This window comes from Pseudarthrobacter sp. NPDC058329 (assembly GCF_042879835.1).
In the GTDB taxonomy this organism is placed as follows: Bacteria; Actinomycetota; Actinomycetes; order Actinomycetales; family Micrococcaceae; genus Arthrobacter.
On sequence record NZ_JBHVZR010000002.1, the window covers coordinates 167,939 to 194,324 of the forward strand.

Consider the following 26,386-nt stretch of genomic DNA (forward strand, 5'->3'; position numbering starts at 1 on the left):
AACTCCAGGGGATCAGGGCACTTGGGGGAACGTCACCGACACCGTGGCCCCGCCGCCTGGAGTGTCGCTGATGCTGAGCTCTCCGCCGTGCGCCTGCGCGATCCGGCGGCAGGTGGCCAGGCCGAGCCCTGTCCCGGGGCCGTCGCCCGGCCGGTTCAGCCGGACCAAAGGCTCCACGGCTTTCTTTCGGTCCGAAACCGGGATGCCCTTGCCGTTATCGGCCACCTTCAAGGTCATTCCCCTGGGCCCTGCCTTGGCGCTGACTGTGACGCGCAGCCCCTGCCCGGGGTTTTGGTAGTTCATCGAGTTGGCCAGCAGATTCTGCAGCAGCGTGCGCAGCTGGGCGCGGTCTGCCAAGAGCTCGGCGTCCTCGCACAGGATGCCGCTGGCAAGGCCCAGGTCAACACCCAGGTCCTGGGCCGCCTCGGCCGTTACTGCCAGCAAGGGGAGCCGTTCCCGATTGAGTTTTCCGTCCGCCCGGGAGTAGTCCAGGACGTCGTCGAGCGTAACCAGCATGCGCCGCCCTCCGCTGCCAATGTGTTCCAGGTAATCCACAGCCGGGTGGTCCGGGTGGATGTCCGGATCGTCTTCCGCCAGTTCCACATACCCCAGGATGGTGGTAAGCGGGGCCCGGAGATCGTGGCTGACCCGCGCGGCGAACTCAGCGAGCATGGTGTTGCTGCGCTCCAGCTCGGCCAGGGCTTCATTGAGCTGCAGGGTGCGGTGCTGCAGCTCGAGGAGCTCCACCATCTGGCGGGCCAGCACTTCCAGGAGGCTGAGCTGCTCGAGGGTGGGGAGCTCCGGGTGGTTGGAGAAAACACACAGGGAGCCCACCACCAGTCCCGAGGAGGTTTCCAGCGGCACCGAGGCGTAAAAGCGGACGTTGGCTATTTCCCCCGTGACGAAGGGGTTGGCAGCGAACCGCGGGTCTTCCGAGGCATCCCGGACCACTGTTGTCCCGCCGGACAGAAAGACCTTCGCGCACATGGAGTCCTGGCGGGAGCACGCTCCCGGGTCTATCCCGGAAGCCGCGATTTGCAGTTGCTGGTCTGAGGTGATGATGTTGACCACGCTGTACGGCACCCCGCACAAGGACGCGGCCAGCCTCACCAGGTTGTCCAGCGCACTCCTGGCCTGTGCGTCAGTCACCACGGGAGCCGTCCCGGCGGCAGTAGGCATCAGCCCGTACTCCCGCAGCCCACGCTCCCGCGCGGCATCCTGATCGGTCAGCATTTGCATAGCCGTGCCGTCCATATTCCTGTGCTTTCCCCAGCATTGACATTGAGCCTTCGGCTCTCCCGCGATAATACCGGCCGGGCCTGACAACTGCTGTAGCCTCTTGACACCACCGGATTGCTCCACTTCAATATTACGTATGCTGAAATAACAGTTCCATGATGCGGAAGCTGAGTGCCCGGTACGGCTGGTGACTCGGCGCCGGATAACCCGGCCTCCGCATAGCCGTCACCGTGGATGCCAGCATTTGTCACTGAGGAACCAGCCAGCATGAAGCTTGCCGAATTCAACACCGCAGACCCCGCAAGGGCCGCGGAAACCCTCCGGCCCTGCATCGACGTCCACCGCTGGGTGGAAACGGTTGCCGCCGCCCGGCCGTTCCCTTCCACGGACGCTCTCCTGGCGTTCGCCTCCGAGGCCGCCAACCCGTTCACTCCCGCCGAGGTTGAGTCCGCCATGGCGCACCACCCACGCATCGGTGAACGTCCGACGGCGGCCACCACCGAGGCGTCCATGTCGCGTTCCGAGCAGGCCGGGGTGGACCCCGCGGACGCCGACCTCGCCGAGGCCCTGGCCCAGGGCAACAGGGACTACGAGCGGAAGTTCGGCCGGGTCTTCCTGATCCGCGCCGCCGGACGCACCGCCCCCGAAATCCTGCAGGCCCTGAAGGAGCGGCTGGAAAACTCCCCCGCAGAAGAAGACACCATAGTGGCCCAGCAGCTGCGCGAAATCGCCGTACTGCGGCTTGAAGGACTGATCACCGAATGAGCGTCTCCCACGTCACTACCCACATTCTCGACACCGGCGCCGGACGCCCGGCGGCGGGGGTCGCCGTCGTGCTTTACAAAAACGACGGCGGCAGCTGGCAGGAACTGGCCGGCGCCACCACGGACGCCGACGGCCGCGCGAAGGACTTGGGCCCGGAGCAGCTGGCACCCGGCAACTACAAGCTCAACTTCGCCACCGGGAGCTACTACGCAGGCCTGCAGACCGCCACATTCTTCCCCGAGGTGGACCTGGTGTTCGAAGTCACGGGACCCGAGCACTACCACGTCCCGCTCCTCCTCAGCCCCTTCGCGTACTCCACATACCGCGGCAGCTGACCCCCTCGTTGCCCTATCACTTACGGTCCCCAAACCGGGGTTTTGACAGCCGTATCTGATAGGGCAACGGTGGAAAATGTAGGCTTAAGGCATGCCTTCTGAACAACCCCCTGCCGAGCGCCGCGAGATCACCGTCCGCCGCGCGCCCAAGTACGTGCCCTTCCTGATCCTGGGCGCACTGGTGGGTGTCGGGGTGGCCGCCGCAGTGGCCTACGGGCTGCCGGCGAGCGAGAGCTTCGACCCCGGCTCGGTGTTCGGATTCTTCCTGGTGCTGTTCGCCGGCGCCGGCGCCGTCCTGGGCGCTGTACTGGCACTGATCCTGGACCGGCGCAGCATCAAGCGGCAGCAGCGGGCCGTGGTGGAGTCCGTCCCGGACTCCGAGCCGGACATGGATTCGCAGCCTTAGCTCCGGTCACAAACGGGCCGCCGGAAAAGTCTTACCCCATGTCGTGAGATAATCGACCAGTGGCACGCGGCGATGGAAAACTTTCCCATGATCTTCTCCCTGGCGAAAAAGGCCCGCAGGACGCCTGTGGCGTTTTCGGAGTCTGGGCACCAGGTGAAGAAGTAGCAAAACTTACCTATTACGGGCTGTATGCATTGCAGCACCGCGGTCAGGAGTCGGCTGGTATAGCCACCAGCGACGGCAACCGGATCAACGTCTACAAGGACATGGGACTCGTCTCACAGGTCTTTGACGAGACCACCCTGAACACGCTCACCGGGCACCTGGCGGTGGGCCACTGCCGGTACTCCACCACCGGAGCCAGCCACTGGGCCAACGCCCAGCCCACCCTCGGCGCCACGAGCACCGGAACGGTGGCCCTGGCCCACAACGGCAACCTCACCAACACGGCCGAGCTCAACGCCATGATCCAGGAACGCAACGGCGATCAGCTCACCGGCGAGATGAAGCAGGGCAACACCTCGGATACCGCCCTGGTAACGGCACTCCTTGAGGGCGAGCCCGGCAAGTCACTCGAAGAGACCGCCATAGAACTGCTGCCCAAGATCAAGGGCGGTTTCTGCTTCGTCTTTATGGATGAGGGCACCCTTTACGCCGCCCGGGACACGTACGGCATCCGCCCGCTGGTCCTCGGCCGGCTGGAGCGTGGCTGGGTTGTCGCCTCCGAGCAGTCGGCGCTCGCCACCGTGGGCGCCAGCTTTATCCGCGAGATTGAGCCCGGCGAATTCATCGCCATCGACGAGCAGGGCGTGCGGTCCCAGCGCTTTGCGGAGCCGACGCCGGCGGGCTGCGTTTTCGAGTACGTCTACCTTGCGCGCCCGGACGCCGCCATCGCGGGCCGCTCCGTGTACGAGTCCCGTGTGGAGATGGGCCGCCAGCTGGCCCGCGAAAACACGCAGGTGGCGGACATCGTTATTCCCGTTCCCGAGTCCGGCACGCCTGCCGCCGTGGGTTACGCGGAAGAATCCGGCATCCCCTTCGCCCACGGGTTTGTCAAGAACTCCTATGTTGGCCGCACGTTCATCCAGCCCTCGCAGACGCTGCGCCAGCTGGGCATCCGGCTCAAGCTCAACGCCCTCGAGTCCGTAATCCGCGGCAAGCGCGTGGTAGTGGTGGACGACTCGATCGTCCGCGGCAACACCCAGCGTGCCATCGTCCGGATGCTCCGCGAAGCCGGCGCCGCGTCCGTGCACGTGAAGATCTCCTCCCCGCCCGTGCAGTGGCCCTGCTTCTACGGCATCGACTTCGCCTCCCGCGCGGAACTGATCGCCAACGGCGCCACCATCGAGGAAATCTCCCAGGCCATCGGCGCCGACTCCCTCGCCTACATCTCCGAAGACGGCATGATCGATGCCACCCGGCAGCCCCGCGAACGGCTCTGCACTGCCTGCTTCACCGGCAAGTACCCCATCGAGCTTCCGGGCGCGGACAAGCTGGGCAAGAACCTGCTGGAACGCACGGACCTTGGCGGCCTGAAGCCTTCGCCGTCCGCCCTTCCGGGAGTCACCGCGGCCCTGGCTGTGGACTCCGAGGAAGACCCGGCGGAAAAGGCCGGCGCCACGGGCTGCGATCCCGGACCCGACTCCGAGTTTGAGAACCTGCTGACCGAAGCCGACCTTGTGCCAGACGTACACGCCGCCGCCGGCGCTGACAAGAAAGAGTCCGTATGACTTCCGCTGCCCCCGCCTCCGGCAACACCTCCGGGAACACCGCCGGCATCACCTACGCCTCGGCAGGCGTCGACGTTGAAGCCGGCGACCGCGCCGTCGAGCTGATGAAGGGTGCCATCAAGGCCACCCACAACTCCTCGGTGATCGGCGGGGTGGGCGGGTTCGCCGGCCTCTACGACGTCTCCAGGCTCCTGACCTACAAGAAGCCGCTGCTGGCGACGTCCACCGACGGCGTGGGCACCAAGGTTGCCATCGCCCAGGCCATGGACATCCACGACACCATCGGATTCGACCTGGTGGGCATGGTGGTGGATGACATCGTGGTGGTGGGTGCAGAGCCGCTGTACATGACGGACTACATCGCCTGCGGCAAGGTAGTGCCTGAGCGCATCGCCGACATTGTCCGCGGCATCGCCGCAGCCTGCTCCGTGGCCGGCACAGCGCTGGTGGGTGGCGAAACCGCCGAGCACCCCGGCCTTCTGGGTGAGCACGAATACGACGTCGCAGGTGCCGCCACCGGCGTCGTTGAGGCCGACCAACTCCTCGGCCCGGACCGGGTCCGCGCCGGGGACGTTGTGATCGGTATGGCCTCCTCCGGCCTCCACTCCAACGGCTACTCCCTGGTCCGCCGCGTCATCAACCACGCCGGCTGGGCACTGGACCGCCAGGTCTCCGAACTCGGCCGTACCCTGGGCGAGGAGCTCCTCGAGCCCACCCGCGTTTACGCGGCGGACTGCCTGGACCTCGCCCGCACCTTCCCCGTCACCGGCGCTTCCGCCGTGCACGGCTTCAGCCACGTGACCGGTGGCGGCCTGGCCGCCAACCTGGCCCGCGTCCTCCCCCAGGGCCTCGTGGCAACCGTTGACCGCTCCACCTGGGAGCTGCCCGCCATCTTCAAGCTGGTGTCCGAACTGGGCAACGTGCCGCTGGCAGACCTGGAGCGCACCTTGAACCTGGGCGTCGGCATGGTGGCCATCGTCTCTGCCGACGCCGCCGATGCCGCGGTGTCCCGCCTGAACGACCGCGGCCTGCCGTCCTGGGTCATGGGCACCGTCACCGAGGATTCGGAATCGATCCTCAAGTCCGGCCCGGACTACGTACAGGGGGCCAAGGGCGTGGACGGCGGCGCGGTCCGCCTGGTCAACGGCTACGCCTAACCCCTTATCGAGTGCCCTGGAACTGCCCCTTCTGAGTGGAACTCACAAGGGGCAGCCTGGGGATTCCACTGAGCCCTCGTTCAGCGGGCGGTCACGGCCACAGTGCGGGTGGCGAGAACCTGGCCCGTAATCCAGTGCCGGAAATCTATGGCGATGGTGTAGTTGCCAGCGGCCGGCGGACGCAGCAGGAAGTCGAACTTTTCTGCCGCCCCGGACTTGAGGATGCTGGTCAGCAGCGGTTGCCCGGCCGCGGACGGCTGAACGGCCGGCCCTGCCGGGTCGGGGGTATTCCAAAACGGCCGGCCGTCGTGCCCCAGCAATTCGGCCATGGCCACGGGCTTTCCCGCGGCGTCCAAAAACCGCGTGCGCGTAGGGAAGTAGTCCACGTTCACCATCCGCACCAGCGTGGGCGCTTTAGTGGCGGTCACCACGTTCGCCTGCATTTTGGAGACGGCCCACACCCGGTCGCCCCGCGGCCGGGACGGGATGGCGCCACCCAGCAGGAAAAAGTGCCGGGGCTGGAACCGATTAAGGCCTGCGTCCTCACCGGACAGACCCTCTGCGTGGTTCATGTCATGCCATCGCGGATCGATTGAATACGGTGCGATCAGGGTTTCCGTGGCGATGTCATACTCAGGACCTTCGAAGGAGTGGCGGCGGGTTCCCGGCCTTGCCGGTCTTGCCGGGTTTGCCACGGGATCCACGACGACCGCCCCGAACATTCCCATCTGGACATGCAAGGGGGTGTTGACGTGGCAGTGGTAGAAGTACGTTCCTGCCGCGCCACGGTTCGGGTTGCCGGCTTCTGCAGCGTCTGGCCGCCACTGGTACGTGTAGCTGCCCGACACCTCGAAGGATGTATGGCCCACGCCGTCATTGCGGGGATCCGGCTCAAGGCCGTGCCAATGCAGGGTGTGGACTTTCTTGCTGGGCTTGATGGTCGCGTGAAAGACCTGCCCTTCCATCACCCGCACGATCGGCCCCGGCAACTGCCGCCCTGACTTGCCGTGCTCAAAGCTCCACACCTCGTGCTCCGAGCCATCCGGGAAGTCGAGTTCCCTGCTGAAGAAATCCAGTTCAACCGAGACATTCGGGCGGAGGCGGAATTCGGTCTCAGGGCTGCCCTCACTCGGCTGGTCCGAGGCGAAGTCCACCTGGCTCCTGAACGTGTGGTGGGCCTCGTCCTCCACCGTTCCTGGCAGTCCGGGCTCAGGTATTGGGCCAGCGGCGAGTGCCCAGTCAGACATGAGCCCGCCAGGGTAGAGGCCACCGGCTGCTGTCTGCGACGGCTCGGCGTGGCAGTGCATGGGGTACTTCCAGTCTTCCGTCCTGGCATCCCAGACTTCGTCGATGACCTCAGGTGGTCGCCGGACCGGCAGCATTGCTTCCTTCGTCTCAAGCGGCTGCAGCTGGACGGTGTCCTCCCACTGCTGAAGGATAACGTCGCCTTCGGGGCTGACCCTGCCACCGGAACGAGGGAAGTCCAAGCCGTTTGCGCGCACTGTCCAGACGTGGTTCCCGTGATAATGCAATTGGTGGTCCGTGATGCCGGCGTTGACCATTCTCATCAGCTGGCCTGTGCGGACCGCGCCTGCTTGGGGGGAAGCGCTGAAGTTCCGCACGTCTGTTTCCCGGGGAAACCCTGAGGGTAGCGTGTCCTCCTCCCGGTGCTCGTTAAACACCTCGTCGGTGGTGAGCGCCAGCGCCTGGAAGCCGGAATAGCCGTTCAGCGTAAAATACCGCGGGACGGCTGGGGTGGTGGCGGGATTTACCGTTTGCCCCCGGGACGCGATGCGCGCCCAGTTTGGATCGACGTCGTGGCACAGCCACAGCCATTGGCGCTCGAACTCGATGCCGCCGGGGCTGAGGCGCCACGCATCTCGGGGGTCGATCACCACCAACGCACCGTACAGGCCCAGAGTTCTTTCGACGGGCTCGTTGCCGGGGTCGGAGAAGAGGTAGGTTCCGGGTGCAGGGGCCGGAAATTCCAGTGTTATCGCCTGTCCCGGACCAACAACACCGCTGCGGATGTCCACCGCCCGGGCCTCACGGGGAGCGGCAGCAGGGGCACCGTGGAACCGCAGTTCGTGGGGCTGCGCCAAATTGTTGTGCAACCGGATGCTGACGGTACTCCCCGTTTCTGCAATCAGGGTCCGCTCCGGAAAGTAACTGGCCCAGTGGGCACGCCGGGGCAGAAACTGGCGCTCGAACGCCGGGTCACCGCTCAACGGTACAGGCCTGCCGAAGGGTGGCACAGCCGCATTGAGGGGGTAGTGCCTGCTTGGCACTACGTCGCCGGCGGCCGTGAAGACGTGCGGGCTGATCTTCAGCGCGGGGTTCTTGTCTGCTGTGGGCGTAGCCCTGTCACCGAACCCCCGGTGGTAGACCAGGGATCCGTCCACCATGGGAAGGAATCCGTCATTGATGTACATGTTCAGCGGGCTCATGAGAAGGCCTCCATCGTGGTTACCGGCGGCATGGCGAGCCGCAGAACACTCTCGTGCCCGCAGTCCGGGAACTCGGGTTCCAGGTGTTTGTTGAGGGTCCCGCCGGGCAGGGAATCCATGACCACTCTCCGAACTGACGGTATTTTGGGATACGGCCAACGTAGAGACTCCAAGTTGTGAAAACCTTGCACCTTACGCCCAGTTTCGTGCACGTGGCTAAATGCGAATGATTATTGATAACATGTGGCTAGTTCCGAAAAAGTCCTCCACGAAACGACGTCCCGATGCCTGCACCAGTCCTGTCCGTGAACAACCTTGCGCTCACGTCTGCCGGGCGGCAACTGGTGCACCCACTCTCGTTCTCCATCCAGCACGGCGAGTGCGTTGCCCTGCTCGGTGGCTCAGGATCAGGCAAGTCGCTAACCGCGGCAGCCCTCACGGGAACTGTTCCGGAAGGAATGACCGTCAGCGGGGAGATTTCCTTCGCCACTAGGCCTGCCGTCGCCGACAGGACGGCAGCAGGCAGGACGGTCGCCGGCTGGACCGCGGCCGGCAGGACGGCGGCGGCTCCATCGAACGCCGCACTCATCCACCAGGACCCCCAGACCTCCCTCAACCCGCTGGTTCCTCTGGGCAAACAACTCCTTATTCCCCTCCGCAAGGCCGGACTCAGCCGGGCGGACGCGCTGAATCAAGCTGCCCGGTTCCTGGCACAGGCCGGAATCGAGGAGCCCGCGGTGGTCCTGCCCCGCTACACCGGTGAACTCTCCGGCGGGCAGCTGCAGCGGGTGTGCGTCGCCTTGGCCTTGGCGTGCGGCAGCACAGTCCTTGTAGCGGACGAGCCCACCACAGCCCTGGACGCCGTCACCCGGCTCAAGGTCCTTACTGCCCTTCGCGCGTGGGGAACCAAAGGCCGCGGCCTCCTCTTCATAACGCACGACCTCATTGCTGCCGCCTCGCTGTGCAGCCGGGCACTGGTGATAGAGGACGGCCGCATTGTCGAAAAGGCAACCATGGACGAACTGCTGCGTAACCCGCGCCACCCCTTCACACGGCGGCTGATCCGTTCTTCCGCGGGTACAGCGCCGCTGGCAGTTCCGGCAGAGCCGGCCGACACGGAAACTGCGGTGGCAGCATGACGGACACCCTTGCCGCCACGGGAATTTCCTTCGCCTATCCCGCCCGCGGCGTGCGCAACAGGCAACCCGCGGAGACTCTCCGGAACGTCAGCCTGCGCGTTACGCCCGGCACCAGCACAGCGCTGGTGGGAAGTTCCGGCTCCGGCAAGTCCACCCTCGTGCGGATCCTGCTCGCCCTGGCAAAGCCCTCCGCCGGCACCGTTACGCTCGGTGCCCGGACAGTTGGGCCTGGCCACGTGAGTAAACTTCGCTGGTACCGCAAGGCGGTGCAGTACGTTCCGCAGAATCCGGCTGGCAGCCTCAGCCCCCGGATGACCGTTTCGCAGCTGCTGATGGAGCCACTGCGCCAGCTCCGGGTGGAGGGAAACCACCGGGCACTGGTCGGCCAGGCGCTGGAGCGCGTGGAGGTGCCCTCCGCCCTGATGGGGCGCCGCCCGGGAGAGTTGTCGGGCGGCCAGAACCAGAGAGTGGCCATCGCCCGGGCCCTGATTGTCTCACCTACCTACCTGCTGGCCGACGAACCTGTCAGCGGCCTGGACCTCCCCCTGCGGGATACTGTCCTTTCACTGCTGGACAGCCTGGTGCGCGATGCCGGCGTGGGACTACTCCTGGTAACCCACGATTTGGCGACAGCCGCCAGGATGTGCGGCACCACCGCCGTCCTGGCGGAAGGCAGCATCGTGGAACAAGGGCCAACCGATCAGGTGCTGGAACACCCGGCTAGCGCCGCCGCCGTCGAACTCGTGCAGGCATCGGTTGGCATGCAGTTCCCCCAAACCCTCCCGGCAGCCGCCCCGTGACCGCACTCAGCGCCACCGACCCGGCAGCAGCAAGGCTCCGTCCGGCCCCCGGCCTCCTCCTCACCAGCCAGCTGGTCTTCAACATTGGCTTCTATGCCGTGGTGCCGTTCCTCGCACTGGTGATGAGCCAGGACTTCGGCATGACGGCAACTGCCGTGGGTGTGGTCCTGGGCGCGCGCGTCTTCAGTCAGCAGGGGCTCTTCCTGGTGGGCGGGATGATCACCGACCGGTTTGGACCGAGACGGGCCATGCTGGCGGGTTGCCTGGTCCGGATCTCCGGTTACCTCACCCTGGCCATGGCCGGCAGCTTTCCGCTGTTCCTCCTGGGCGCGGTCCTCACCGGCATGGGCGGCGCGCTGTTCTCCCCCGCCCTGGAATCGCTGGTGGGCAGGGCGGAAGAACGACGGCGGAACACCAGCGGGAAGGCGCCGGGACTTTTTGCGCTCCTCGCCATCTGCGGAGAGATCGGGGCCGTGGCCGGTCCCCTGGTGGGCGCCCTGCTGCTGGGACTTTCCTTCAGCTGGGCAGCGCTGGCCGGGGCGGCGGTCTTTGCCGTGATGACAGGGGTGCTGTGGCGCAGCGTGCCAGCCGGTGCCCCACACCGGGAGCCAGACAAGGTGTCCATCCGCAGGCTGCCTGCCTTCAGGCGGCGTTCCTCCACGGTGCCGTCCTCCAAGCTGCCTTCCTCCACAGTGCTGTCCTCCAGGCTGCCGTCGTCCACGCTGATTTCCTCCGTCACGCCGAATGACGGGGTGGCGGCGATGCTGCGGGACAAGCGCTTTGTGGCCTTCGCCGCCCTCTACAGCGTGAACCTGCTGGCCTACAACCAGCTCTACTTCGGTCTTCCCATCGAGCTGACCAGGAGCGGTGCAGGACCGGAGGCGCTGGCGGTTTTGTTCGCCCTCGCGTCCGTCCTCACCGTAGCGCTGCAATGGCCCATCTCCCGGCTGACAAGCCGGGTGGGTGCCGGACGGGCCCTCACGGCGGGCTTCCTCCTCAAGGCCCTGGCCTTCGCCGCCATGGCTGTGCTCGCGCAGTTTCCGGCCACCGGCATGCTGCAGCTCCTTCCGCCGCTGCTGCTTGTGGCGGGGCTCTGCCTCGGGCATATGTGCATCGGGCCGGTGGCCATGCCATTGGTCCTGGACTTCGCCCGCGGCCGGCGAACCGGTATTTACTACGGTCTTCTCGCGAGCATGGGCGGCTGCGCGGTGCTGCTGGGCAACTTTGCCCTCGGACCGCTCTACTCCGGCGCCTCCCGGCCTGGACCTGAAGCCGTTTGGCCTTGGGCGGTGATGGCGGCACTGATGGTGATTCCCGCCGTCGGGCTTTCACGGCTGCTGCCAGCCAAGCGCTGAACCCCCCAACAAACCCAAAGCACTCAATCCGGCAGACAGCCGGCCATCTTCCCCATCGATCCCCGAGACAGGTCATCAACGTGCCCAAGAAACGACTTTCAACAGCTGCAACCACTCTCTCAGCCCTGCTGATCGCAGCCGGCCTGAGCGGATGTTTCGCCGGCGCCGGGCAATCGGCGGAAGGCGGCGACGGTGCCGGCAGGATCAAACTTGCCATGCTCCAGCCGCCCCGGTCGGGGCTTACTCCGCTGAGCGACGACGCCTTCAAACTGTCCCGCTGGAAGGCCGCCGAAACCCTGGTGGTGCTGAACGGGCTCGGCGAAGCCGAACCCGCGCTTGCCACCGGTTGGGTGCAGGTCGACGAGACCTCGTGGCGCGTGACGCTGCGCGACGGCGTGACCTTCCATGATGGAACGGCGATGACGTCGTCGGAGGTTGTTGCGTCCCTGACCGCCGCAGCACAGGCAAGCCCCAAACCGAGGATCCTGGATGGGGTGGAGCTGACGGCGGCCGCTGAGGGCCCCGGAGCCGTGATCATCAGGACCGCGACGCCTGATCCCCTCCTGCCCCAGCGTCTGTCGAGTCCCCAGTTGGCCGTCCTCGCAGCCTCGGCGTACAAGGAGGGCGGGGTGGTTGATCCCGTGAACGCCGGCACAGGGCCGTACCGGCTGGTATCGGTGGAGGGCACCTCATCGGCCCGGCTGGACCGCTTCGACGGGTACTGGGGCGCCAAGGCGGAGGCCGACGGCGTGGACGTCCAGTTCGTCCCGGACGGCACGGCCCGGGCAGCGGCGCTGAGGACCGGGAATGCCGACATCGTGGAAGCCATCCCTGTTGGCCAGGTGGCGCAGATCGACCCCACCTTGGTGCATGAAGTGCCGATGCCCCGGACCAACACGCTGTATCTCAACACGGCGTCGGGTCCGTTCACAGATCCCGCGGTCCGCGCAGCAGCCCGCGAAGCGCTTGATCCGGGCACCATTGTGGACCGGGTTTATGAAGGACGGGCAGACATCGCCGCGGGACTGCTGGGCCCGGCGCTTCCCTGGGCAGCAGCCGAGCGGGACAGCGAAGACTACACCGCGGCGCTGGCTGCCCGCGTTGCCGCAACCGCCGTCAAGGGGACGCCCATCCGGCTTGGGACGTTCACGGACCGCGCGGAACTGCCGGAGGTGGCAGTCCAACTGGAGCAGCAGCTGGAAGCTGCCGGCTTCACCGTGGAGCAGGACGTCCGCGAGTACCAGCACATCGAAGCCGACGCCCTGGCGGGCACATTTGATGCCTTTATCCTCTCGCGCGCCACAGTGTTGGACTCGGGCGATCCCGTGGCTTACCTCTACAGCGATTTCTCATGCGCCGGTTCCTTCAACATCTCCCAGTTCTGCGATCCGCTGGTGGACGCAGCCCTGGCCAAAGCTGCCGGCATTCCTGCCGGCCCGGAACGACGCGCCGCCATTGCCGCCGTCGAAAGCCTCATCCTTGCCCGGGACGCTGCCATCCCGCTGCTCCACGAACGCGTCATCCAGGGCGAATCCGCCCGGATCCGCGAAGTGGAGCGGGATCCGCGCGAGCGCGCGCTGATCACCGGCAAGACGGGGTTAACCGGCAGCGGACCCACTGACCCGGGCAGCGCAGGCTGATGCCCGCTCCTGCCTTCCTGAAAGTCACCGCCTCGCGCATCGCCGCCTTCCTCGGACTAGTGCTGCTGATCGCGATGCTGCCGTGGCTCTCGGGCCGTGGGGCCGAGTACACCATCCTCCGCGCCAGATACGCGGACCGTGAGCCCACACCGGAAGCCCTCGCTGCCATCCGGGAAGAGCTCGGCCTGGAACAGGGCCCGCTGGCAATGCTCGTTTCCTGGGTCCGGGGGGTCTTCGCCGGAGACTTCGGCACATCCTGGGTCAGCAATACACCGGTGGGGCCCGGTGTCGGGGCAGCGCTGGGCGTCTCGGTGACCCTGATGGGTTTTGCCCTCGCGGGGGCGGCAGTCATTGCAGTGCTGATCTGTGTGCCCGCGGTGGCGGAGGGGCTTGGGCAGCGTCGGAGGCCGGTGTCCGGGATCCTGTCCGCTGCGCTCACTTCACTGCCGGAGTTCCTGTTGGCCGCCATCCTGCTGGTGATTGGCGCCGTCTGGCTGCGGTGGTTTCCACCCTTCGGCTGGATGGCCCCCGAGCATGCCGTCCTTCCTGCCCTCGCCCTCGGCATCCCGGCAGGCGGCCTGATGGGGCTGCTCCTGTCCGACGCCATCCGCTCAGGGTTCGGGGAAAAGTGGGTGGCCACCTGGCGCCTGGCGGGCGCTGGACCCGGGCAGCTGGCGCGGGCTGTGCTGCGCCGGGCGCTGCCGTCAGTGCTGCCGCAGATCGGGCTGGTCCTCATCGGGCTGACCGGCGGGGCTGTCGCCGTCGAAAAGGTCTACGCCATCCCGGGGCTCGGCCGGGCGCTCCTCGGCGCCGCCAGCGCCCAGGACATTCCCACGCTCCAGGCCGGCATGCTGGCGCTCATGGCGCTGGCACTGCTGGCGGGAACGCTGACGACGGCGGGGCGTTACCTGCTGATCGGGCCGGCGGTCCGCTTCGGCACGCTTCCGCTGCCGGAGCCGGCGCGGTCGGGGAGCCGCCGCCAGCCGGCCGTGCCGGCAGTTACCGGCACGGCCTTGCTGGTCATCGTTGGGGCCGGACTGCTGCGTGATCCCCTGACCACCGCCCACACCAGGCTCGCAGTCCCCACGTGGTCCCTGCCCTTCGGTGCCGATGCCAGCGGCCGTGACCTCCTGGCCCGCGTGGGGCATGGTGCCGTGGGGACGTTGGGAACGGCACTGACGGTGGTGCTGGTGTGCCTGGTCGTGGGAATCACCGTCGGCCTGTTCCCCCTGGCTGCCACGGGACCTGTCGAGGTGGCCAACGCGGCGCCGCCCATCCTCGCAGGCCTGGTGGTCGCAGCCATCACGGGGCCCTCCGCGCAGGGTGCCGCCCTGGCAGTCGCTGCCGTGAGCTGGGCTCCGCTGGCAGCACACACCGCCGCGCTCGCCCAGGAAGCGCGGGCACAGTCCTACGTGCAGGTCCTCCCCGTGCTGGGCGTAGGCAGGGCGCGCATCATGCTCCGCTATATTCTCCCGGCTGTGGTGCCGCCACTCCTGCGCCATGCCATGCTCCGGCTGCCCGGCGTAGCCCTTGCCCTCGCGGGACTCGGGTTTTTGGGGCTGGGACCGCAACAGCCGTCGCCGGAGTGGGGACTGATTTTGGCCGAGGGCATCGGGTATGTTGAGCGCGCGCCCTGGGCGGTCCTGGCGCCGGCCTCCGCGCTGGTGCTGGCGTCGGTGCTGGCCGTGAGCCTTGCGGGCGGCGGGGCTCCTGTCTGGAAATCACCGCAGCTCTGGAAGTCACCGCAGCGGAAGACGGCAGACCTGCCGGCCAGTCCGCAAGGAGCCGGCCCGAGGGCGGCAAAGCCCTGACTCCAGGACAACAACAAGAAGCCCGCCCCGGCGCCGTTCACGGCGCAAGGGACGGGCTTCATAACTGAGGTCAGCACCCGGGATCCGACCGGATCAGGGTGCCAAAAGAAGCGCTGCACTGGTCCGGAACATAGACCAGGATCCAGGTGCTGAATCCTAAAGTGCGACGGCGTCACAAGGCTGTCCGGTCACGGCAACAGCGCATTGCGACAACTAGCCGATCCGACGGGTATCTACCTCGTCGTCGTCTTCTTCCAAATCATCCGCGTACTTATCCACATAAGCCGAATAGTCCGGTTCAACGGGCTCATTCGCGTAATGGCTCGTGGCACGACTGCTCGGGCCCGTCAGCTCGCGCTGAAGTGCCGAATAGTCAGTATTCGGGGAGTAGTACTTAATATCCCGAGCCTGCTTGGTAGCTTTTGCCTTTTGACGGCCGCGCCCCATGGCGTGACCCCCTTTTGTACTTGGACCGGAGGTGGTCACCTTGGCTATGGTGAGGCCCCGGAATGTTTGGTCAATTTGTCGTACACCTAGATTACATGCTTTCGACTGCCCCCGCTTGCCAGCCTCGGTACACGGCGGTCACGTGCAGTACCATTCCTGCCCTCCCAGGGCGGGAATTGGGCTTTTTTCTTCGGTAGAGTCACATAAGCGACTACCAAAACCGGCCGGAAAGCCGGCTGCCCGCGCGGACACAACGCAGGAGGAAGCACCCCCGTGAACCACCAGGACGTTCCGCCCAAACCCGCCTCTCCGCCCACCGCCGGCTTGCCCAAAGTTCCCGCGGCCGAGTACGGAGTCCCGGCAGCCGAGCCCCCGGCGCGGTCCCAGGGCCAGGCGCAGGGCGGGGCGGGGGACCAGGACACTTTCCCGCACGGAACGGAAGCCGGACGTGGCAGCGTTAATCAGCGGACACTGTGGAAGGCGTTCTTCGTCGTTGTGCTCCTGGCGGTCATCGGTTCGCTGGTGTGGCTTGCCCTGTGGCTGAACGACAACGGGAACCAGGAGGCATCCGCGGGCGCCGCGCCCGGCGTGCTGGAGACGGCAGTCACGCCCCCGGCGACCCCGCTGCCGCTGCCCCGCCAGGCAGAGCCGGCCAGCTATGCCTTGGGCGACTGCTTCAAGGACTTCAGCCCGGAGGCACTGAAATCCACCATCGTGCCGTGCGACACCGGCCATTCGGCGCAGCTGGTTGCCGTATTCCGCTACCCGGAGGGCGAGTCCTACCCGGGCGCCGAGGCGCTGAAGGCCAAAGCCCTGGAAGCGTGCCAGGCGGCAAAACTGGGCCCGGCCGCCAACGAGTACACCCTGAACTTCGAGCGCAGCTTCCCCAGTTCCACCAGCTGGGATTCCGGGGACCGCAGGCTGGACTGCTACGTCACCTCCCCCGGAGGGAACACCGTTAACGCCAGCGTGCTGCCCTAGCGCTGGAGCGCCAGGGCAGCACGGCTTGGGTCAACCCAGACGGACCTAGTCCTTCCGCCGGACCACCAGCCCAGTACCCGGGACGGCGCCGCCGTTCGGCCCGGCGAGCGCCTCCAGCCCCTCAAGGGTGAGTTCGTCGACGTCGGTGGCCGTGTCCACCAGCACGGTATCCCCGTCGGCTATTTCGCCGGACAGGATGGCTTTGGCCAGGCGGTCACCGATCTCCCGCTGCACCAGCCGGCGCAGCGGCCGGGCGCCGTAGGCGGAGTCGAAGCCGGACATGGCCAGCCAGGCCCGGGCCCCTTCGGTGACGTCGAGGGTCAGCCGGCGCTCGTGCAGCCTCCGGCCAAGTTCGGCCACCTGCAGTTCAACGATGTGGGCGAGCTCCTCCACTGACAGCGGATCGAACAGCACCACTTCGTCCAGCCGGTTCAGGAACTCCGGCTTGAAGGAGGCGTTCACGGTGGCCATTACGGCGTTCCGCTTGGCCTCGGCATCCAGCGAGGGGTCCACCAGGAACTGGCTGCCCAGGTTGGACGTCAGCACCAGGATCACGTTGCGGAAGTCCACGGTGCGCCCCTGGCCGTCGGTGAGGCGGCCGTCGTCGAGCACCTGCAGGAGGATGTCGAAGACCTCCGGATGGGCCTTCTCCACCTCATCCAGCAGCACCACGGAGTACGGACGACGACGGACGGCTTCCGTAAGCTGGCCGCCCTCCTCGTAGCCCACGTACCCCGGAGGCGCACCCACGAGCCGGGCCACGGAATGCTTCTCGCCGTACTCGGACATATCGATCCGCACCATGGCGCGTTCGTCGTCGAACAGGAAGTCCGCGAGGGCCTTGGCCAGCTCTGTCTTGCCGACGCCGGTGGGTCCCAGGAACAGGAACGAGCCGGTGGGGCGGTTGGGATCGCTGATGCCTGCACGGGCGCGGCGGACGGCGTCGGAAACCGCCGTGACGGCCTTCTTCTGGCCGATCAGCCGCTTCCCGAGCTCCTCCTCCATGTGCAGCAGCTTCTGGCTTTCGCCCTGCAGCATGCGGCCGGCGGGGATGCCGGTCCAGGCGGAGATGACCTCGGCAATGTCGTCGGCGGTCACCTGTTCCGCCACCATCTGCGAGGACTTGTCCGTGACAACAGCTTCGGCCTCCGCGGCAGCGTTCAGCTCCCGCTCCAGGGCCGGGATCTCGCCGTAGAGGATCCGTGACGCCGTCTCCAGGTCGCCTTCGCGGGCGGCCTTGTCGTACGTGGAACGGAGTTCGTCCAGCTTGGCCTTGAGGTCGCCCACCCGGTTGAGGCCTGCCTTTTCGGCCTCCCAGCGCGCGTTCAGCCCGGCAAGTTCCTCTTCCCTGTCCGCTTTGTCCGCACGGAGCGCTGCGAGTCGCTCCACGGACGCGGCGTCAGTTTCGCCTTCCAGGGCCAGCTCCTCCATGGTGAGGCGGTCGACGGCGCGGCGCAGCTGGTCGATTTCCTCGGGAGCCGAATCAATCTCCATGCGCAGCCGGGACGCGGCCTCGTCCACGAGGTCGATGGCCTTGTCCGGCAGTTGGCGTCCGGAGATGTAGCGGTTGGAAAGCGTCGCGGCTGCCACGAGGGCGGAGTCGGCGATGGCTACCTTGTGGTGCGCCTCGTAGCGCTCCTTCAGGCCGCGAAGGATGCCGATGGTGTCCTCGACGCTGGGCTCGCCCACGTACACCTGCTGGAAGCGGCGCTCCAGGGCCGGGTCCTTTTCGATGTTCTCGCGGTACTCGTCCAGCGTGGTGGCACCGATGAGCCGCAGCTCGCCGCGCGCCAGCATGGGCTTGAGCATGTTGCCTGCATCCATGGAGGATTCGCCCGTGGCACCGGCGCCCACCACGGTATGGATTTCGTCGATGAAGGTGACGATCTGGCCCTCGGAATTCTTGATCTCCTCGAGGACCGCCTTGAGCCGCTCCTCGAACTCGCCGCGGTACTTTGCCCCGGCCACCATGGAAGCGAGGTCCAGGGCGATGAGGGTCTTGCCGCGCAGGCTTTCCGGCACGTCCCCGGCCACCATGCGCTGGGCAAGCCCCTCGACGACGGCGGTCTTGCCAACGCCGGGCTCGCCGATAATCACAGGGTTGTTCTTGGTGCGGCGGCTGAGGACCTGGACGATCCGGCGGATTTCAGTGTCCCGGCCGATCACCGGGTCCAGCTTGCCGGACCGGGCCATGGCGGTGAGGTCCGTGCCGAACTTTTCCAGGGACTGGAAGGTGTTCTCCGGGTCCGGACTGGTGACTTTCCGGTCGCCGCGGACACCCGGCACTGCGGCGAGCAGGGCTTCATGGGAGGCACCGGCGTCGCGCAGCAACCTGCCCGCGGCATCACTGCCGGCCGAAAGGCCCAGGAGGAGCACTTCCGTGGACACGAAAGTGTCCCCCAGCCGCTCGGCCTCCCCCTTGGCGTTCTGGATGGCCTGCAGAGCGGGCCGGGACAGCTGTGCCTGCTGGCTGGATGCGCCGGAGGTGGCCGGCAGTGCCTTGATGGCACTGCTTGCCTGGACACTGACGGCATCCGGGTCCGCCCCCGTGGCGCGCAGAAGCGCCACCGCGACGCCGTCACGCTGGTCCATCAGCGCCTTCAACAGATGGGCAGGCTCCACCTGCGGGTTGCCGGCGGTGGAGGCATTCATGGCCGCAGCCGAAAGAGCCTCCTGGCTCTTGGTAGTGAATTTGACGTCCAAAGAGAGCTCCTTTCAGGGGAAGTTTTTCTGGGTTGAGTCTACAACGCTCAACTTTGGACCGGGTACTTTTTATTTCCTGTTTGCCCAGAGCGAACCAGCGCCCGCGACCCGCCCGGCCGTTTTCAACCGGCGCGATCCACCCTAGGATCGCCTTGTGACCGGGGAGCACAGTGCCGCCGGCGCAAGGGAGACGGGACAGGCAATGAAGAAGTTTGTTGTTCTTTACTTAGCAGAACAGTCGGCCCAGGCGCAGATGGCCGAAAGCTCGCCCGAGGCCGCCCAGGAGGGCATGAAGGCGTGGATGGCGTGGGCTGAGAGCGCCGGCGACGGCATCGTTGATCTCGGGAAGCCGCTCGGGGCGGGGAAGGAAATCACGTCAGCCGGCACCTCGGACACCAGCACGGGTGTGGGGGGTTACGGGATTCTCCAGGCCGAGGACCTCGCCGGCGCCCAGGCGCTGCTGGACGGGCACCCGCACCTCATGATGCCGGGCGCCAGCATGCAGGTTTACGAATGCCTGGACCTGCCGGGGATGTAGGCAGGGACAGCAGAAAAGTCAGGCAAAAAGAAAGCGGCGGGCGGCTCCCCGGCAGGCCGCCCGCCGGCTGGTCCAGCGCGCCGTCGTCAGGAGGCGCCGACGCCGGAAACGTTGGTGATCCAGCTGAGGTTACGGGCCACGGAGGCGTGGTCGTTGTAGTAGCGTGTGTAGCTTGACGGGTTGGACGCGGGCAGGATGCTCGACGTCGACAGGACGCCTGCCAGCTTCCCGTTCACGATGAGGGGCCCGCCGGAGTCACCGCCAAGGGTGTGCCCGGTCTGGGACTGTGTCCGGACGGAGGGGCCGCCGTAGGTGTCGATTCCCTGGCCGGCGACGGTGACGTTTGCCGTTTTCAGGTTGTAGGACATGGTGCCGGCGCCTTCGGTCTGGTCGCCCCAGCCGTAAACCTTGGCAGCAACGCCGGCGGCGGGGAACGAGCTGGAAAGCCCCACGTAGGAGCCGTAGTGCGGCGTGGAGAGCTTGAGCAGCAGGACGTCGCCGGCGCTGGAGGCGTACCGGGCGGCGACGGTCTTCACGGTGCCGCCGCTCTCCAGGTAGCTGGTGCCGAGCCGGACCGACTTCAGTGAAGTGGAGTTGCAGTGCTTGGCCGTGATGACCCAACTGGCTGATATCTGGCTGCCGGTGCAGCCCACGCTGGTTCCCGTGGAGTCGAAAGATATCTGGGCGGCGTAGGGCGCTGAGGCGATGCTTGTGGTTGTGCCGCCGGCAATGTCCGGACTGGCCGTGTCCCCGCCCTGAGCAGGAGCAGCAGTGGCAGGCTGCAGCGGGCCAAGCAGGGCGACTGCGGCGGTGGCAGCAAGAATCCTGGCGATTTTCAAGGCGGCGCTCCTTCACGAGTGACCGCCCACGGCTCCGTTGTGCGGCCCGCGGGGACAGATCCGATGGACGGGCGGCGACAGGATTTGCCATCCCCCATCGGGGACTTACAGACAAATGCGATGGTTGTCACGAGACATGACAGAACTTGTAATTGGCGCGGGCCTTCTGAAGCGCCTGTTGGATCAAGCCCGGTAGACGGCGACCGCCGTTGCCTTGACCACGAAGTACACGGTCAGGCCGGGGACCAGGCCGAGGTCCGCGGAAGCGGCCGGAGTAATGTCCGCAGCAAGCCTCCCCGCCCGTACCCGGATGAGGTCGCCGTGCGGCTCGAGGTCCGTGATGGTCACCTCAAAGTAGTTGCGGGGACTGCCGTGGGCGTCGTCGAGGAATACGGAAACGGCCGACGGCGGGAACACGGCCACCGCTGCGGGATCCCCCTCCCTTGCCGGACCGGGGTCCTCGACGTGGCCCGCGATGGCCTGGCCGCCAGCAGTTCTGAGCCCGTCGGCGGTGAGGATCCCGGGAATCAGGTTCAGCCCCGCCAGCCCCGCGGCGAATGGGCTGCGGGGCCTCTCGAGTACCTCGCGGGTTGGCCCTTCTTCCGAGATTCTGCCGTCTTCCAGGATGACCACGCGGTCCGCCAGCATCAGCGCGTCCAGGACGTCGTGGGTGATGATAATGGCCGGCCTGCCAGCAAGGACCCGCTTCAGCAGGCGGCGCAGCAGTGGGGCGGAGTGGATGTCGAGGGCGGCCATCGGCTCGTCCAGGAGGAGAAGCCCCGGATCCGCAGCGAGCGCCCTGGCTACCGCAACCCGCTGGGCCTGGCCGCCGGAAAGTTCCGCCGGACGGCGGCCCTGGAGGTCCTGCGCTTCCACCTCAGCCAGCCAGCGGACTGCTTCCGATTTCGCCTGTTGCCTGGTGGCCCCGGCACTCCGTGGGCCAAAGGCCACATTTTCAAGGGCGTTCAGGTGGGGGAACAACAGGGGTTCCTGGGCGAGCAGTGCGGTGCCGCGGTGATGCGGCGGCGTCCATCTGCTCCTGCCCGGCGAAAGATCAAAAAGCGCCTTCCCGCTAAGTTCTGCACGGCCGCTGTCCGGCCGAAGGAGGCCCGCGATGATGGACAGCAGCGTCGATTTTCCCGCGCCGTTCGGACCCATCACGGCTACCGTCTCGCCGGGACCCACCGTCAGGGCGACGTCGAATCCCCGCTCCGCCACGGCTGCCTCGATGCTGAACGTCACGCCGCGGCCCCGCCCGGTGCGGCAGCCGTCGTCGGCCGCGAGGCGGAAGCGCGCGGCCCACCGCCGCCGGGCCGCCGGTAGGCCAGCGACACCACGGCGACCGCCACGGCCACCAGCACCAGGGAAAGTGCGACGGCGGCGTCCGGGTCAGTTTCACGCTGCAGGTAGATTTCCAGCGGCAGGGTCCGGGTCACCCCTTGAAGGCTGCCCGCGAACGTCAGGGTGGCGCCGAACTCACCCAGGCTGCGGGCAAAGGAGAGCACGGCACCCGAGGCCAGCCCGGGCAGCACCAGCGGCAGGGTGACGCGGCGGAACACCCGTCCGGGCGAGGCGCCGAGGGTGGCCGCCACGGCTTCGTACCGTTCGCCGCCGGTCCGCAGGGCGCCTTCGAGGCTTACCACCAGGAACGGCATTGCCACGAAGGTCTGCGCCAGGACAACGGCCGTGGTGGAGAAGGCAATTTGAAGTCCAAAAACTTCCAGGGTGCTGCCCAGGAGTCCCTGGCGGCCAAACGTGTAAAGGAGCGCGATGCCGCCCACCACCGGCGGCAACACCAGCGGGAGCAGCACCAGCGAGCGCAGCAGCCCTTGCAACGGAAACCTGCCCCTGGCCAGGACCAGCGCCAGCGGCACCCCGAGCACGATGCACAGGGCGGTGCTCGCAGCGGAAGTCCGCAGGCTCAGCCCCAGGGCCGACAGGGCAGATTCCGAGGAGACCAGCGGAAGGAAGTTTGCCCAGTTGACCCTTGCGACCATGGCGATCAGCGGCAGGACCACCACCAGTGCGGCCAGGAGCGCCACCGCATGGATCCAACGCGGAACGCCGCTGTAGGCCTGCCGGTTCACGCTGTGCCTCCTAATGCTGACCACTGCCGAAGCCGGCAGCCGCCAGGACTTGCTGGCCTTCGGGGCTGGCCAGCAGTTCGAGAAAAGCGCGCGCAGCTTCGCTGTTCCGGCTGCCGGACAGTACGGCCGCCGGGTAGCTGTTGACGGCGCCGGAGGCTTCAGGGAAGGGAACCCGCTCCACCTTGCCCGCCGCGGACTGGACGTCAGTGGCATAGACCAGCCCGGCGTCGGCTTCCCCTGAGATGACTTTACCCAGCACATCCGTCACCGAGTTTTCCTCGCTGACCGGGGCGAGGTCCACCCCGGTGTGTTGTTCGACGGCGGCCGCGGCAGCGCCGCACGGCACTTGCCGGGCACACTGCACCAGCCGGATTCCCGGTGTGCCGAGGTCCGCGAAGGAGCGGATGCCGGCCGGGTTTCCGGGCGGGACTGCGATGGCAAGCGTGTTGGTGGCGAAGACCCGGGGTTCGCCGTCCACCAGCCCTGCTTCCTGAAGCTTTTCCATGTTCCTGGTGTCGGCAGAGGCGAAGACATCGGCCGGTGCGCCCTGATTGACCTGGGAGGCCAGATCCGCTGATCCGGCGAAACTAAGGGTGACGCTGGTGCCCGGATGACGGTTCTCGAACGTCTGTGCCAGTTCCGTGAAAGTGGCCTTGAGTGAGGCCGCGGCGAAGACGGTGAGTGTCCCGCCGCTGCCGCTGCCCGCGGCCTGGCCGCCGCTACCGCAGGCCGCCAGCGTGGCCGCCATCAGGACCGCCGGCAGCAAAGCCATCAGTTTCCGGTTCAATGTCACAGCGCCTTGCCCTGCGGTGTTTCAATGATGACGGTGGTGGCCTTGACCACCGCTGTGGCCACGGAGCCGGGTTCCAGCTTCAGCTCCCGCACCGCCTCGCTGCTCATCAGCGACACCACCCGGAACGGTCCGCACTGCAGCTCCACCTGCGCCATCACCTTGTCCGCTGTGATGGCGGTGACCAGCCCCACAAATCGGTTCCGTGCGGAGCTTCCGGTACGGTGCGGATCGTCCGGAAGCTGCGCAAGCTTCTGCGCATGCCGGGCCAGCTCCAGCCCGTCCACGGCGAGCCGGCCGCCGTCGTCCTTCACGGGGGTGAGGGATCCGTTGTCCATCCAGCGGCGCACGGTATCGTCGCTGACGCCCAGGAACCGGGCAGCCTCGGCAACGCGGATAATCGTCATGACGCCAGTATAAGGCGCAGATGCGGATGCAAGAGGGGCTCGGCGACGCGTATACGGAATCTAGTCCCCCGCGGCTGCGGCTCCGATTCCGGCTGGCAGCGGTCTAGACTTCCCCCATGGCCATCTACATTGACCCGCCACTCTGGCCTGCCCACGGGACACACTTTTCGCACTTGGTGTCGGACCTGTCGCTGGCGGAACTGCACGCGTTCGCGGCGGCCGCAGGCATTCCCGAGCGCGCTTTCGACGGCGACCACTACGACGTCGCGGAACGCCGCTTCGATGACCTGGTGGCGGCAGGAGCCATCCCGGTGGAGGCCCGGGTCCTGGTCCGCAAGCTGATCGCCAGCGGCCTGCGGATCCCTGCCCGGCAGCGGAACAAGTCGCTCAAGGTTCCGCTGTTCAACCGGTGGGACGCCATCATGCCCGGCCACGACGCGCTCTTCCTCGACCTCCTGGAACGGTGGAGTGAGCCGCACCGCCGGTACCACGGCTGCACCCATCTGCTCTCGGTGCTGGAATCCCTGGATTTGCTTACCGATCCCGTTGATCCTCCCCGCACCGTGCTGCTGGCTGCCTGGTTCCACGACGCCGTTTACCGGGGTGTGGCGGGCAAGGACGAGGAAGAATCGGCCCGCCTCGCGGAGGACCGGCTGCAGCACGCCGGCCTTCCGGAAACAGAGGTGGCTGAGGTGGCCCGGCTGGTGCGGCTGACCTCGGACCACCGCCCCGGGCCGGGGGACCACGACGGCGCGCTCCTCTGCGACGCTGACCTGTCAGTTCTGGGCGGCGAACCTGGCGAGTACGCGAGGTACGTGGCGGACGTCCGCCAGGATTATGCCCACATCGGTGACGCTGACTTCGCCGCCGGGCGTTCCGCCGTCGTACGCCACCTGCTGGAACTCGACCCGCTGTTCCACAGCGGCCGGGCCCGGGAGCTGTGGCTGGACGCGGCCCGCCGGAACCTGAAAGGCGAACTCGCGTGAACGCACCCGGCTCAAACCCCCTGCACACGCTGACGGCGAGTGCAGCCCACCGGCAGCTGCCCTACGCAGTGCGGCTGGAGTGGGGGCTCGACGGCGCCAGGACAGTAACGTCCGGGGCGGACCTCGCCGTGGTGGTGGACATCCTGTCCTTCAGCACCTGCGTCAGCGTCGCCCTGGACCGGGGCGCCGTGGTTTTTCCCTTCCCTTGGAAGGACACCGGCGCCGAAGGATTCGCCGCCCACCACGGCGCCCAGCTGGCCGGTCCCCGCGACGGCGGCGGGCTGAGCCTCTCCCCTGCCAGCATCCGGGCTGCTCCGTCGCTGGAGCGGGTGGTGCTGCCATCCCCGAACGGTTCCGCGCTGTGCCATGAGCTGGCGGGCGAGGTCACGCTGGTAGCGGCCGTGTCCCTGCGCAACGCGGCTGCAACAGCGGACTGGGTGGCGGCCAACCTCCCTGAGGACGCCGTGATCGCCGTGATCGCTGCCGGGGAGCGCTGGCCTGACGGCACCCTCCGCCCCGCCGTGGAGGACCAAATCGGGGCAGGCGCGTTCATCGCCGGCCTGGTAGCCGCAGGAAAGGGCGGCTACGAGCCCGAGGACGGCAGGCACGGTTACTCACCGGAGGCCGTGGCAGCCTTGGCAGTCTTTGAGGCCGCCGAGCCGCGGCTCCGGGAGATGCTGCACGGCTGTTCCAGTGGCCGGGAGCTGGCCGGCGCGGGCTACGCGGCCGACGTCGATATCGCCGCGGAGCTGGACGACAGCGGCGTGGTGGCCCTCCTGGTGGACGGCGCATTCAGCCCCCGCTGAAGGTTAGGATGCGCTGGCGGGTGGTGCGCCCGCCGCCGGGAATACCTGCCGGCTAAGCCTTTACCGGCGTCGTCCATGGATGTAAGACTGCTCGGATGACGCTGCGCATCCAGTCCCTTTGCATTGATTCGACAGATCCGAAAGTGCCCGCAGACTTCTGGGAGAAGGCGCTGGGGTGGCGCCGGACCTTCGAGGCGGACGACGAGATTGTGCTGGAGCCGCCGGCCGGCAGCCCCGAGGAAGGGGCAGCCCCCGACCTGCTCTTCCTCAAAGTGCCCGAGCGCAAGGAGATCAAGAACCGGCTTCACCTGGACCTGCGGCCCCAGGACCGGGACGCGGAGGTCGCCAGGCTTGAGGGTCTTGGCGCCCGGCGTGTCTCTGTCGGCCAGGGGCCGGAGGTCACCTGGGTGGTGCTGGCGGATCCGGACGGCAACGAGTTCTGCGTCCTGCGGGCACTTCAGCCCGAAGAGTCGGAGAGCTGAACGGGCTTCCCGCCGCCCTTGATCCGCAGCGTCCCTGTTCCGCGGCGCCTCTGTTTCGCTGGGCGCCGGTTTACGGGTAGGCGGTGACGAACGGCGCATTGGTGGGCACAATCTGTTTGCCCAGGGGCATCAGGGACACCGGGATGAGCTTCAGGTTCGCAATGGCCAGCGGGATGCCGATGATGGTAACGGCCATGGCAAAGGCAGTGACCACGTGGCCGATGGCGATCCAGATGCCCGCCACCAGGAGCCAGATCACGTTGCCCAGCAGCGAAAAAACTCCTGTGCCGCCGGGTTTGTCCACCACCGTCCGGCCGAAGGGCCACAGCGTGTACTCCGCAATCCGGAACGAGGCGATGCCCCACGGGATGGTGACGATCAGCAGGCAGCAGATAACGCCGGCTACGAAATAGCCCAGGGCAAGCCAGAATCCGCCGAAAACCAGCCAGATGATGTTGAGCAGTGTCTTCATTCGTCCATTGTGCCCCGGAGGCCC

At 67.1% G+C, this 26,386-nt stretch carries 26 protein-coding genes; 15 read left to right on the forward strand and 11 right to left on the reverse strand.

Annotated elements, in window-relative coordinates:
* Window positions 1–12: 12 nt before the first annotated feature.
* Window positions 13–1,239: an ATP-binding protein gene (locus ACFVYC_RS05225; RefSeq protein WP_387547906.1), complete on the reverse strand. Its 1,227-nt coding sequence runs from the start codon at window positions 1,237–1,239 to the stop codon at window positions 13–15.
* Window positions 1,240–1,506: 267 nt separating this feature from the next.
* Between ACFVYC_RS05225 and uraD the strand changes: the two genes are divergently transcribed.
* The 5 genes from uraD to purM all read left to right on the forward strand — a co-directional run bounded on the left by uraD (window position 1,507) and on the right by purM (window position 5,632).
* Window positions 1,507–2,004, forward strand: coding sequence for a 2-oxo-4-hydroxy-4-carboxy-5-ureidoimidazoline decarboxylase (uraD, locus tag ACFVYC_RS05230; RefSeq protein ID WP_387547508.1), 498 nt, complete (start codon window positions 1,507–1,509; stop codon window positions 2,002–2,004).
* On the forward strand, window positions 2,001–2,339 hold the full coding sequence (uraH, locus tag ACFVYC_RS05235) for a hydroxyisourate hydrolase (protein WP_387547511.1): 339 nt from the start codon (window positions 2,001–2,003) through the stop codon (window positions 2,337–2,339). The genes uraD and uraH overlap by 4 nt, the downstream gene beginning before the upstream one ends.
* Window positions 2,340–2,430: 91 nt before the next feature.
* Complete coding sequence (locus ACFVYC_RS05240; protein ID WP_387547514.1) at window positions 2,431–2,745, forward strand: hypothetical protein; 315 nt, start codon at window positions 2,431–2,433, stop codon at window positions 2,743–2,745.
* 59 nt (window positions 2,746–2,804) lie between these two features.
* Entirely contained in the window at window positions 2,805–4,475 is a 1,671-nt protein-coding gene (gene purF / locus ACFVYC_RS05245) for an amidophosphoribosyltransferase (protein ID WP_387547517.1), read from the forward strand.
* Window positions 4,472–5,632 carry a phosphoribosylformylglycinamidine cyclo-ligase gene (gene purM / locus ACFVYC_RS05250; RefSeq protein ID WP_387547520.1) on the forward strand — a complete coding sequence of 387 codons (1,161 nt, stop codon included), beginning with the start codon at window positions 4,472–4,474 and terminating at the stop codon, window positions 5,630–5,632. The genes purF and purM overlap by 4 nt, the downstream gene beginning before the upstream one ends.
* Window positions 5,633–5,712: 80 nt before the next feature.
* Here the strand turns inward: purM and ACFVYC_RS05255 are convergent, their stop codons facing one another.
* Together ACFVYC_RS05255 and ACFVYC_RS05260 are read right to left on the reverse strand one after the other, a co-directional pair.
* Entirely contained in the window at window positions 5,713–8,079 is a 2,367-nt protein-coding gene (locus tag ACFVYC_RS05255) for a multicopper oxidase domain-containing protein (RefSeq protein ID WP_387547523.1), read from the reverse strand.
* Window positions 8,076–8,198 (reverse strand): hypothetical protein, encoded by a 123-nt coding sequence (locus ACFVYC_RS05260; protein ID WP_387547526.1) that lies wholly within the window; start codon window positions 8,196–8,198, stop codon window positions 8,076–8,078. Before ACFVYC_RS05260 ends, ACFVYC_RS05255 begins: the two co-directional genes overlap by 4 nt.
* A gap of 165 nt (window positions 8,199–8,363) precedes the next feature.
* Here ACFVYC_RS05260 and ACFVYC_RS05265 point away from each other — a divergent pair, with 165 nt between their 5' ends.
* The 5 genes from ACFVYC_RS05265 to ACFVYC_RS05285 all read left to right on the forward strand — a co-directional run bounded on the left by ACFVYC_RS05265 (window position 8,364) and on the right by ACFVYC_RS05285 (window position 14,824).
* The gene (locus ACFVYC_RS05265) at window positions 8,364–9,218 is read left to right on the forward strand and encodes an ATP-binding cassette domain-containing protein (protein ID WP_387547529.1); all 855 of its coding nucleotides are present in this window, start codon (window positions 8,364–8,366) and stop codon (window positions 9,216–9,218) included.
* Entirely contained in the window at window positions 9,215–10,018 is an 804-nt protein-coding gene (locus tag ACFVYC_RS05270) for an ABC transporter ATP-binding protein (RefSeq protein WP_387547532.1), read from the forward strand. The genes ACFVYC_RS05265 and ACFVYC_RS05270 overlap by 4 nt, the downstream gene beginning before the upstream one ends.
* Window positions 10,015–11,373, forward strand: a complete 1,359-nt coding sequence (locus tag ACFVYC_RS05275) for an MFS transporter (RefSeq protein ID WP_387547535.1) — start codon at window positions 10,015–10,017, stop codon at window positions 11,371–11,373. Before ACFVYC_RS05270 ends, ACFVYC_RS05275 begins: the two co-directional genes overlap by 4 nt.
* 215 nt (window positions 11,374–11,588) lie before the next feature.
* Window positions 11,589–13,013, forward strand: a complete 1,425-nt coding sequence (locus ACFVYC_RS05280) for an ABC transporter substrate-binding protein (RefSeq protein ID WP_387547908.1) — start codon at window positions 11,589–11,591, stop codon at window positions 13,011–13,013.
* Complete coding sequence (locus ACFVYC_RS05285) at window positions 13,013–14,824, forward strand: ABC transporter permease subunit (RefSeq protein WP_387547538.1); 1,812 nt, start codon at window positions 13,013–13,015, stop codon at window positions 14,822–14,824. Before ACFVYC_RS05280 ends, ACFVYC_RS05285 begins: the two co-directional genes overlap by 1 nt.
* A 213-nt stretch (window positions 14,825–15,037) precedes the next feature.
* Here the strand turns inward: ACFVYC_RS05285 and ACFVYC_RS05290 are convergent, their stop codons facing one another.
* Window positions 15,038–15,271: a DUF3073 domain-containing protein gene (locus ACFVYC_RS05290; RefSeq protein WP_009359485.1), complete on the reverse strand. Its 234-nt coding sequence runs from the start codon at window positions 15,269–15,271 to the stop codon at window positions 15,038–15,040.
* Window positions 15,272–15,544: 273 nt separating this feature from the next.
* On the opposite strand from ACFVYC_RS05290, the gene ACFVYC_RS05295 reads away from it, so the two are divergent.
* Window positions 15,545–16,252 (forward strand): septum formation family protein, encoded by a 708-nt coding sequence (locus tag ACFVYC_RS05295; protein WP_387547541.1) that lies wholly within the window; start codon window positions 15,545–15,547, stop codon window positions 16,250–16,252.
* A gap of 45 nt (window positions 16,253–16,297) precedes the next feature.
* On the opposite strand, the gene clpB is transcribed toward ACFVYC_RS05295, so the two are convergent.
* Window positions 16,298–18,955, reverse strand: a complete 2,658-nt coding sequence (gene clpB / locus ACFVYC_RS05300) for an ATP-dependent chaperone ClpB (protein WP_387547543.1) — start codon at window positions 18,953–18,955, stop codon at window positions 16,298–16,300.
* A 154-nt stretch (window positions 18,956–19,109) separates the two neighbouring features.
* Between clpB and ACFVYC_RS05305 the strand changes: the two genes are divergently transcribed.
* Window positions 19,110–19,493 carry a hypothetical protein gene (locus ACFVYC_RS05305; RefSeq protein WP_387547546.1) on the forward strand — a complete coding sequence of 128 codons (384 nt, stop codon included), beginning with the start codon at window positions 19,110–19,112 and terminating at the stop codon, window positions 19,491–19,493.
* Window positions 19,494–19,579: 86 nt separating this feature from the next.
* On the opposite strand, the gene ACFVYC_RS05310 is transcribed toward ACFVYC_RS05305, so the two are convergent.
* The 5 genes from ACFVYC_RS05310 to ACFVYC_RS05330 all read right to left on the reverse strand — a co-directional run bounded on the left by ACFVYC_RS05310 (window position 19,580) and on the right by ACFVYC_RS05330 (window position 23,616).
* Window positions 19,580–20,332, reverse strand: a complete 753-nt coding sequence (locus ACFVYC_RS05310) for a S1 family peptidase (RefSeq protein ID WP_387547549.1) — start codon at window positions 20,330–20,332, stop codon at window positions 19,580–19,582.
* Between the two features lie 183 nt (window positions 20,333–20,515).
* Window positions 20,516–21,574 (reverse strand): sulfate/molybdate ABC transporter ATP-binding protein, encoded by a 1,059-nt coding sequence (locus ACFVYC_RS05315; protein WP_387547551.1) that lies wholly within the window; start codon window positions 21,572–21,574, stop codon window positions 20,516–20,518.
* Window positions 21,571–22,419 carry an ABC transporter permease gene (locus ACFVYC_RS05320; RefSeq protein WP_387547554.1) on the reverse strand — a complete coding sequence of 283 codons (849 nt, stop codon included), beginning with the start codon at window positions 22,417–22,419 and terminating at the stop codon, window positions 21,571–21,573. The genes ACFVYC_RS05315 and ACFVYC_RS05320 overlap by 4 nt, the downstream gene beginning before the upstream one ends.
* Window positions 22,420–22,429: 10 nt before the next feature.
* Window positions 22,430–23,191 carry a molybdate ABC transporter substrate-binding protein gene (gene modA, locus ACFVYC_RS05325; protein ID WP_387547911.1) on the reverse strand — a complete coding sequence of 254 codons (762 nt, stop codon included), beginning with the start codon at window positions 23,189–23,191 and terminating at the stop codon, window positions 22,430–22,432.
* Between the two features lie 17 nt (window positions 23,192–23,208).
* Window positions 23,209–23,616, reverse strand: a complete 408-nt coding sequence (locus ACFVYC_RS05330) for a molybdopterin-binding protein (RefSeq protein WP_387547557.1) — start codon at window positions 23,614–23,616, stop codon at window positions 23,209–23,211.
* Window positions 23,617–23,732: 116 nt separating this feature from the next.
* Between ACFVYC_RS05330 and ACFVYC_RS05335 the strand changes: the two genes are divergently transcribed.
* The 3 genes from ACFVYC_RS05335 to ACFVYC_RS05345 all read left to right on the forward strand — a co-directional run bounded on the left by ACFVYC_RS05335 (window position 23,733) and on the right by ACFVYC_RS05345 (window position 25,890).
* Complete coding sequence (locus ACFVYC_RS05335; RefSeq protein WP_387547559.1) at window positions 23,733–24,602, forward strand: DUF4031 domain-containing protein; 870 nt, start codon at window positions 23,733–23,735, stop codon at window positions 24,600–24,602.
* Window positions 24,599–25,408, forward strand: coding sequence for a 2-phosphosulfolactate phosphatase (locus ACFVYC_RS05340; protein ID WP_387547562.1), 810 nt, complete (start codon window positions 24,599–24,601; stop codon window positions 25,406–25,408). The genes ACFVYC_RS05335 and ACFVYC_RS05340 overlap by 4 nt, the downstream gene beginning before the upstream one ends.
* Window positions 25,409–25,503: 95 nt before the next feature.
* Window positions 25,504–25,890 (forward strand): VOC family protein, encoded by a 387-nt coding sequence (locus ACFVYC_RS05345; protein ID WP_387547565.1) that lies wholly within the window; start codon window positions 25,504–25,506, stop codon window positions 25,888–25,890.
* A 70-nt stretch (window positions 25,891–25,960) separates the two neighbouring features.
* Here ACFVYC_RS05345 and ACFVYC_RS05350 read toward each other — a convergent pair whose 3' ends face one another.
* The gene (locus ACFVYC_RS05350) at window positions 25,961–26,362 is read right to left on the reverse strand and encodes a YccF domain-containing protein (protein ID WP_387547568.1); all 402 of its coding nucleotides are present in this window, start codon (window positions 26,360–26,362) and stop codon (window positions 25,961–25,963) included.
* Window positions 26,363–26,386: the final 24 nt, after the last annotated feature.

Bases quoted from the DNA above. Each gene is read 5' to 3' on its own strand.
- ACFVYC_RS05225 (WP_387547906.1), bottom strand. From the start codon at position 1,239: ATGCAAATGCTGACCGATCAGGATGCCGCGCGGGAGCGTGGGCTGCGG.
- uraD (WP_387547508.1), top strand. From the start codon at position 1,507: ATGAAGCTTGCCGAATTCAACACCGCAGACCCCGCAAGGGCCGCGGAA.
- uraH (WP_387547511.1), top strand. From the start codon at position 2,001: ATGAGCGTCTCCCACGTCACTACCCACATTCTCGACACCGGCGCCGGA.
- ACFVYC_RS05240 (WP_387547514.1), top strand. From the start codon at position 2,431: ATGCCTTCTGAACAACCCCCTGCCGAGCGCCGCGAGATCACCGTCCGC.
- purM (WP_387547520.1), top strand. From the start codon at position 4,472: ATGACTTCCGCTGCCCCCGCCTCCGGCAACACCTCCGGGAACACCGCC.
- ACFVYC_RS05255 (WP_387547523.1), bottom strand. From the start codon at position 8,079: ATGAGCCCGCTGAACATGTACATCAATGACGGATTCCTTCCCATGGTG.
- ACFVYC_RS05260 (WP_387547526.1), bottom strand. From the start codon at position 8,198: ATGGATTCCCTGCCCGGCGGGACCCTCAACAAACACCTGGAACCCGAG.
- ACFVYC_RS05265 (WP_387547529.1), top strand. From the start codon at position 8,364: ATGCCTGCACCAGTCCTGTCCGTGAACAACCTTGCGCTCACGTCTGCC.
- ACFVYC_RS05270 (WP_387547532.1), top strand. From the start codon at position 9,215: ATGACGGACACCCTTGCCGCCACGGGAATTTCCTTCGCCTATCCCGCC.
- ACFVYC_RS05280 (WP_387547908.1), top strand. From the start codon at position 11,589: ATGCTCCAGCCGCCCCGGTCGGGGCTTACTCCGCTGAGCGACGACGCC.
- ACFVYC_RS05285 (WP_387547538.1), top strand. From the start codon at position 13,013: ATGCCCGCTCCTGCCTTCCTGAAAGTCACCGCCTCGCGCATCGCCGCC.
- ACFVYC_RS05290 (WP_009359485.1), bottom strand. From the start codon at position 15,271: ATGGGGCGCGGCCGTCAAAAGGCAAAAGCTACCAAGCAGGCTCGGGAT.
- modA (WP_387547911.1), bottom strand. From the start codon at position 23,191: ATGGCTTTGCTGCCGGCGGTCCTGATGGCGGCCACGCTGGCGGCCTGC.
- ACFVYC_RS05330 (WP_387547557.1), bottom strand. From the start codon at position 23,616: ATGACGATTATCCGCGTTGCCGAGGCTGCCCGGTTCCTGGGCGTCAGC.
- ACFVYC_RS05335 (WP_387547559.1), top strand. From the start codon at position 23,733: ATGGCCATCTACATTGACCCGCCACTCTGGCCTGCCCACGGGACACAC.
- ACFVYC_RS05345 (WP_387547565.1), top strand. From the start codon at position 25,504: ATGACGCTGCGCATCCAGTCCCTTTGCATTGATTCGACAGATCCGAAA.
- ACFVYC_RS05350 (WP_387547568.1), bottom strand. From the start codon at position 26,362: ATGAAGACACTGCTCAACATCATCTGGCTGGTTTTCGGCGGATTCTGG.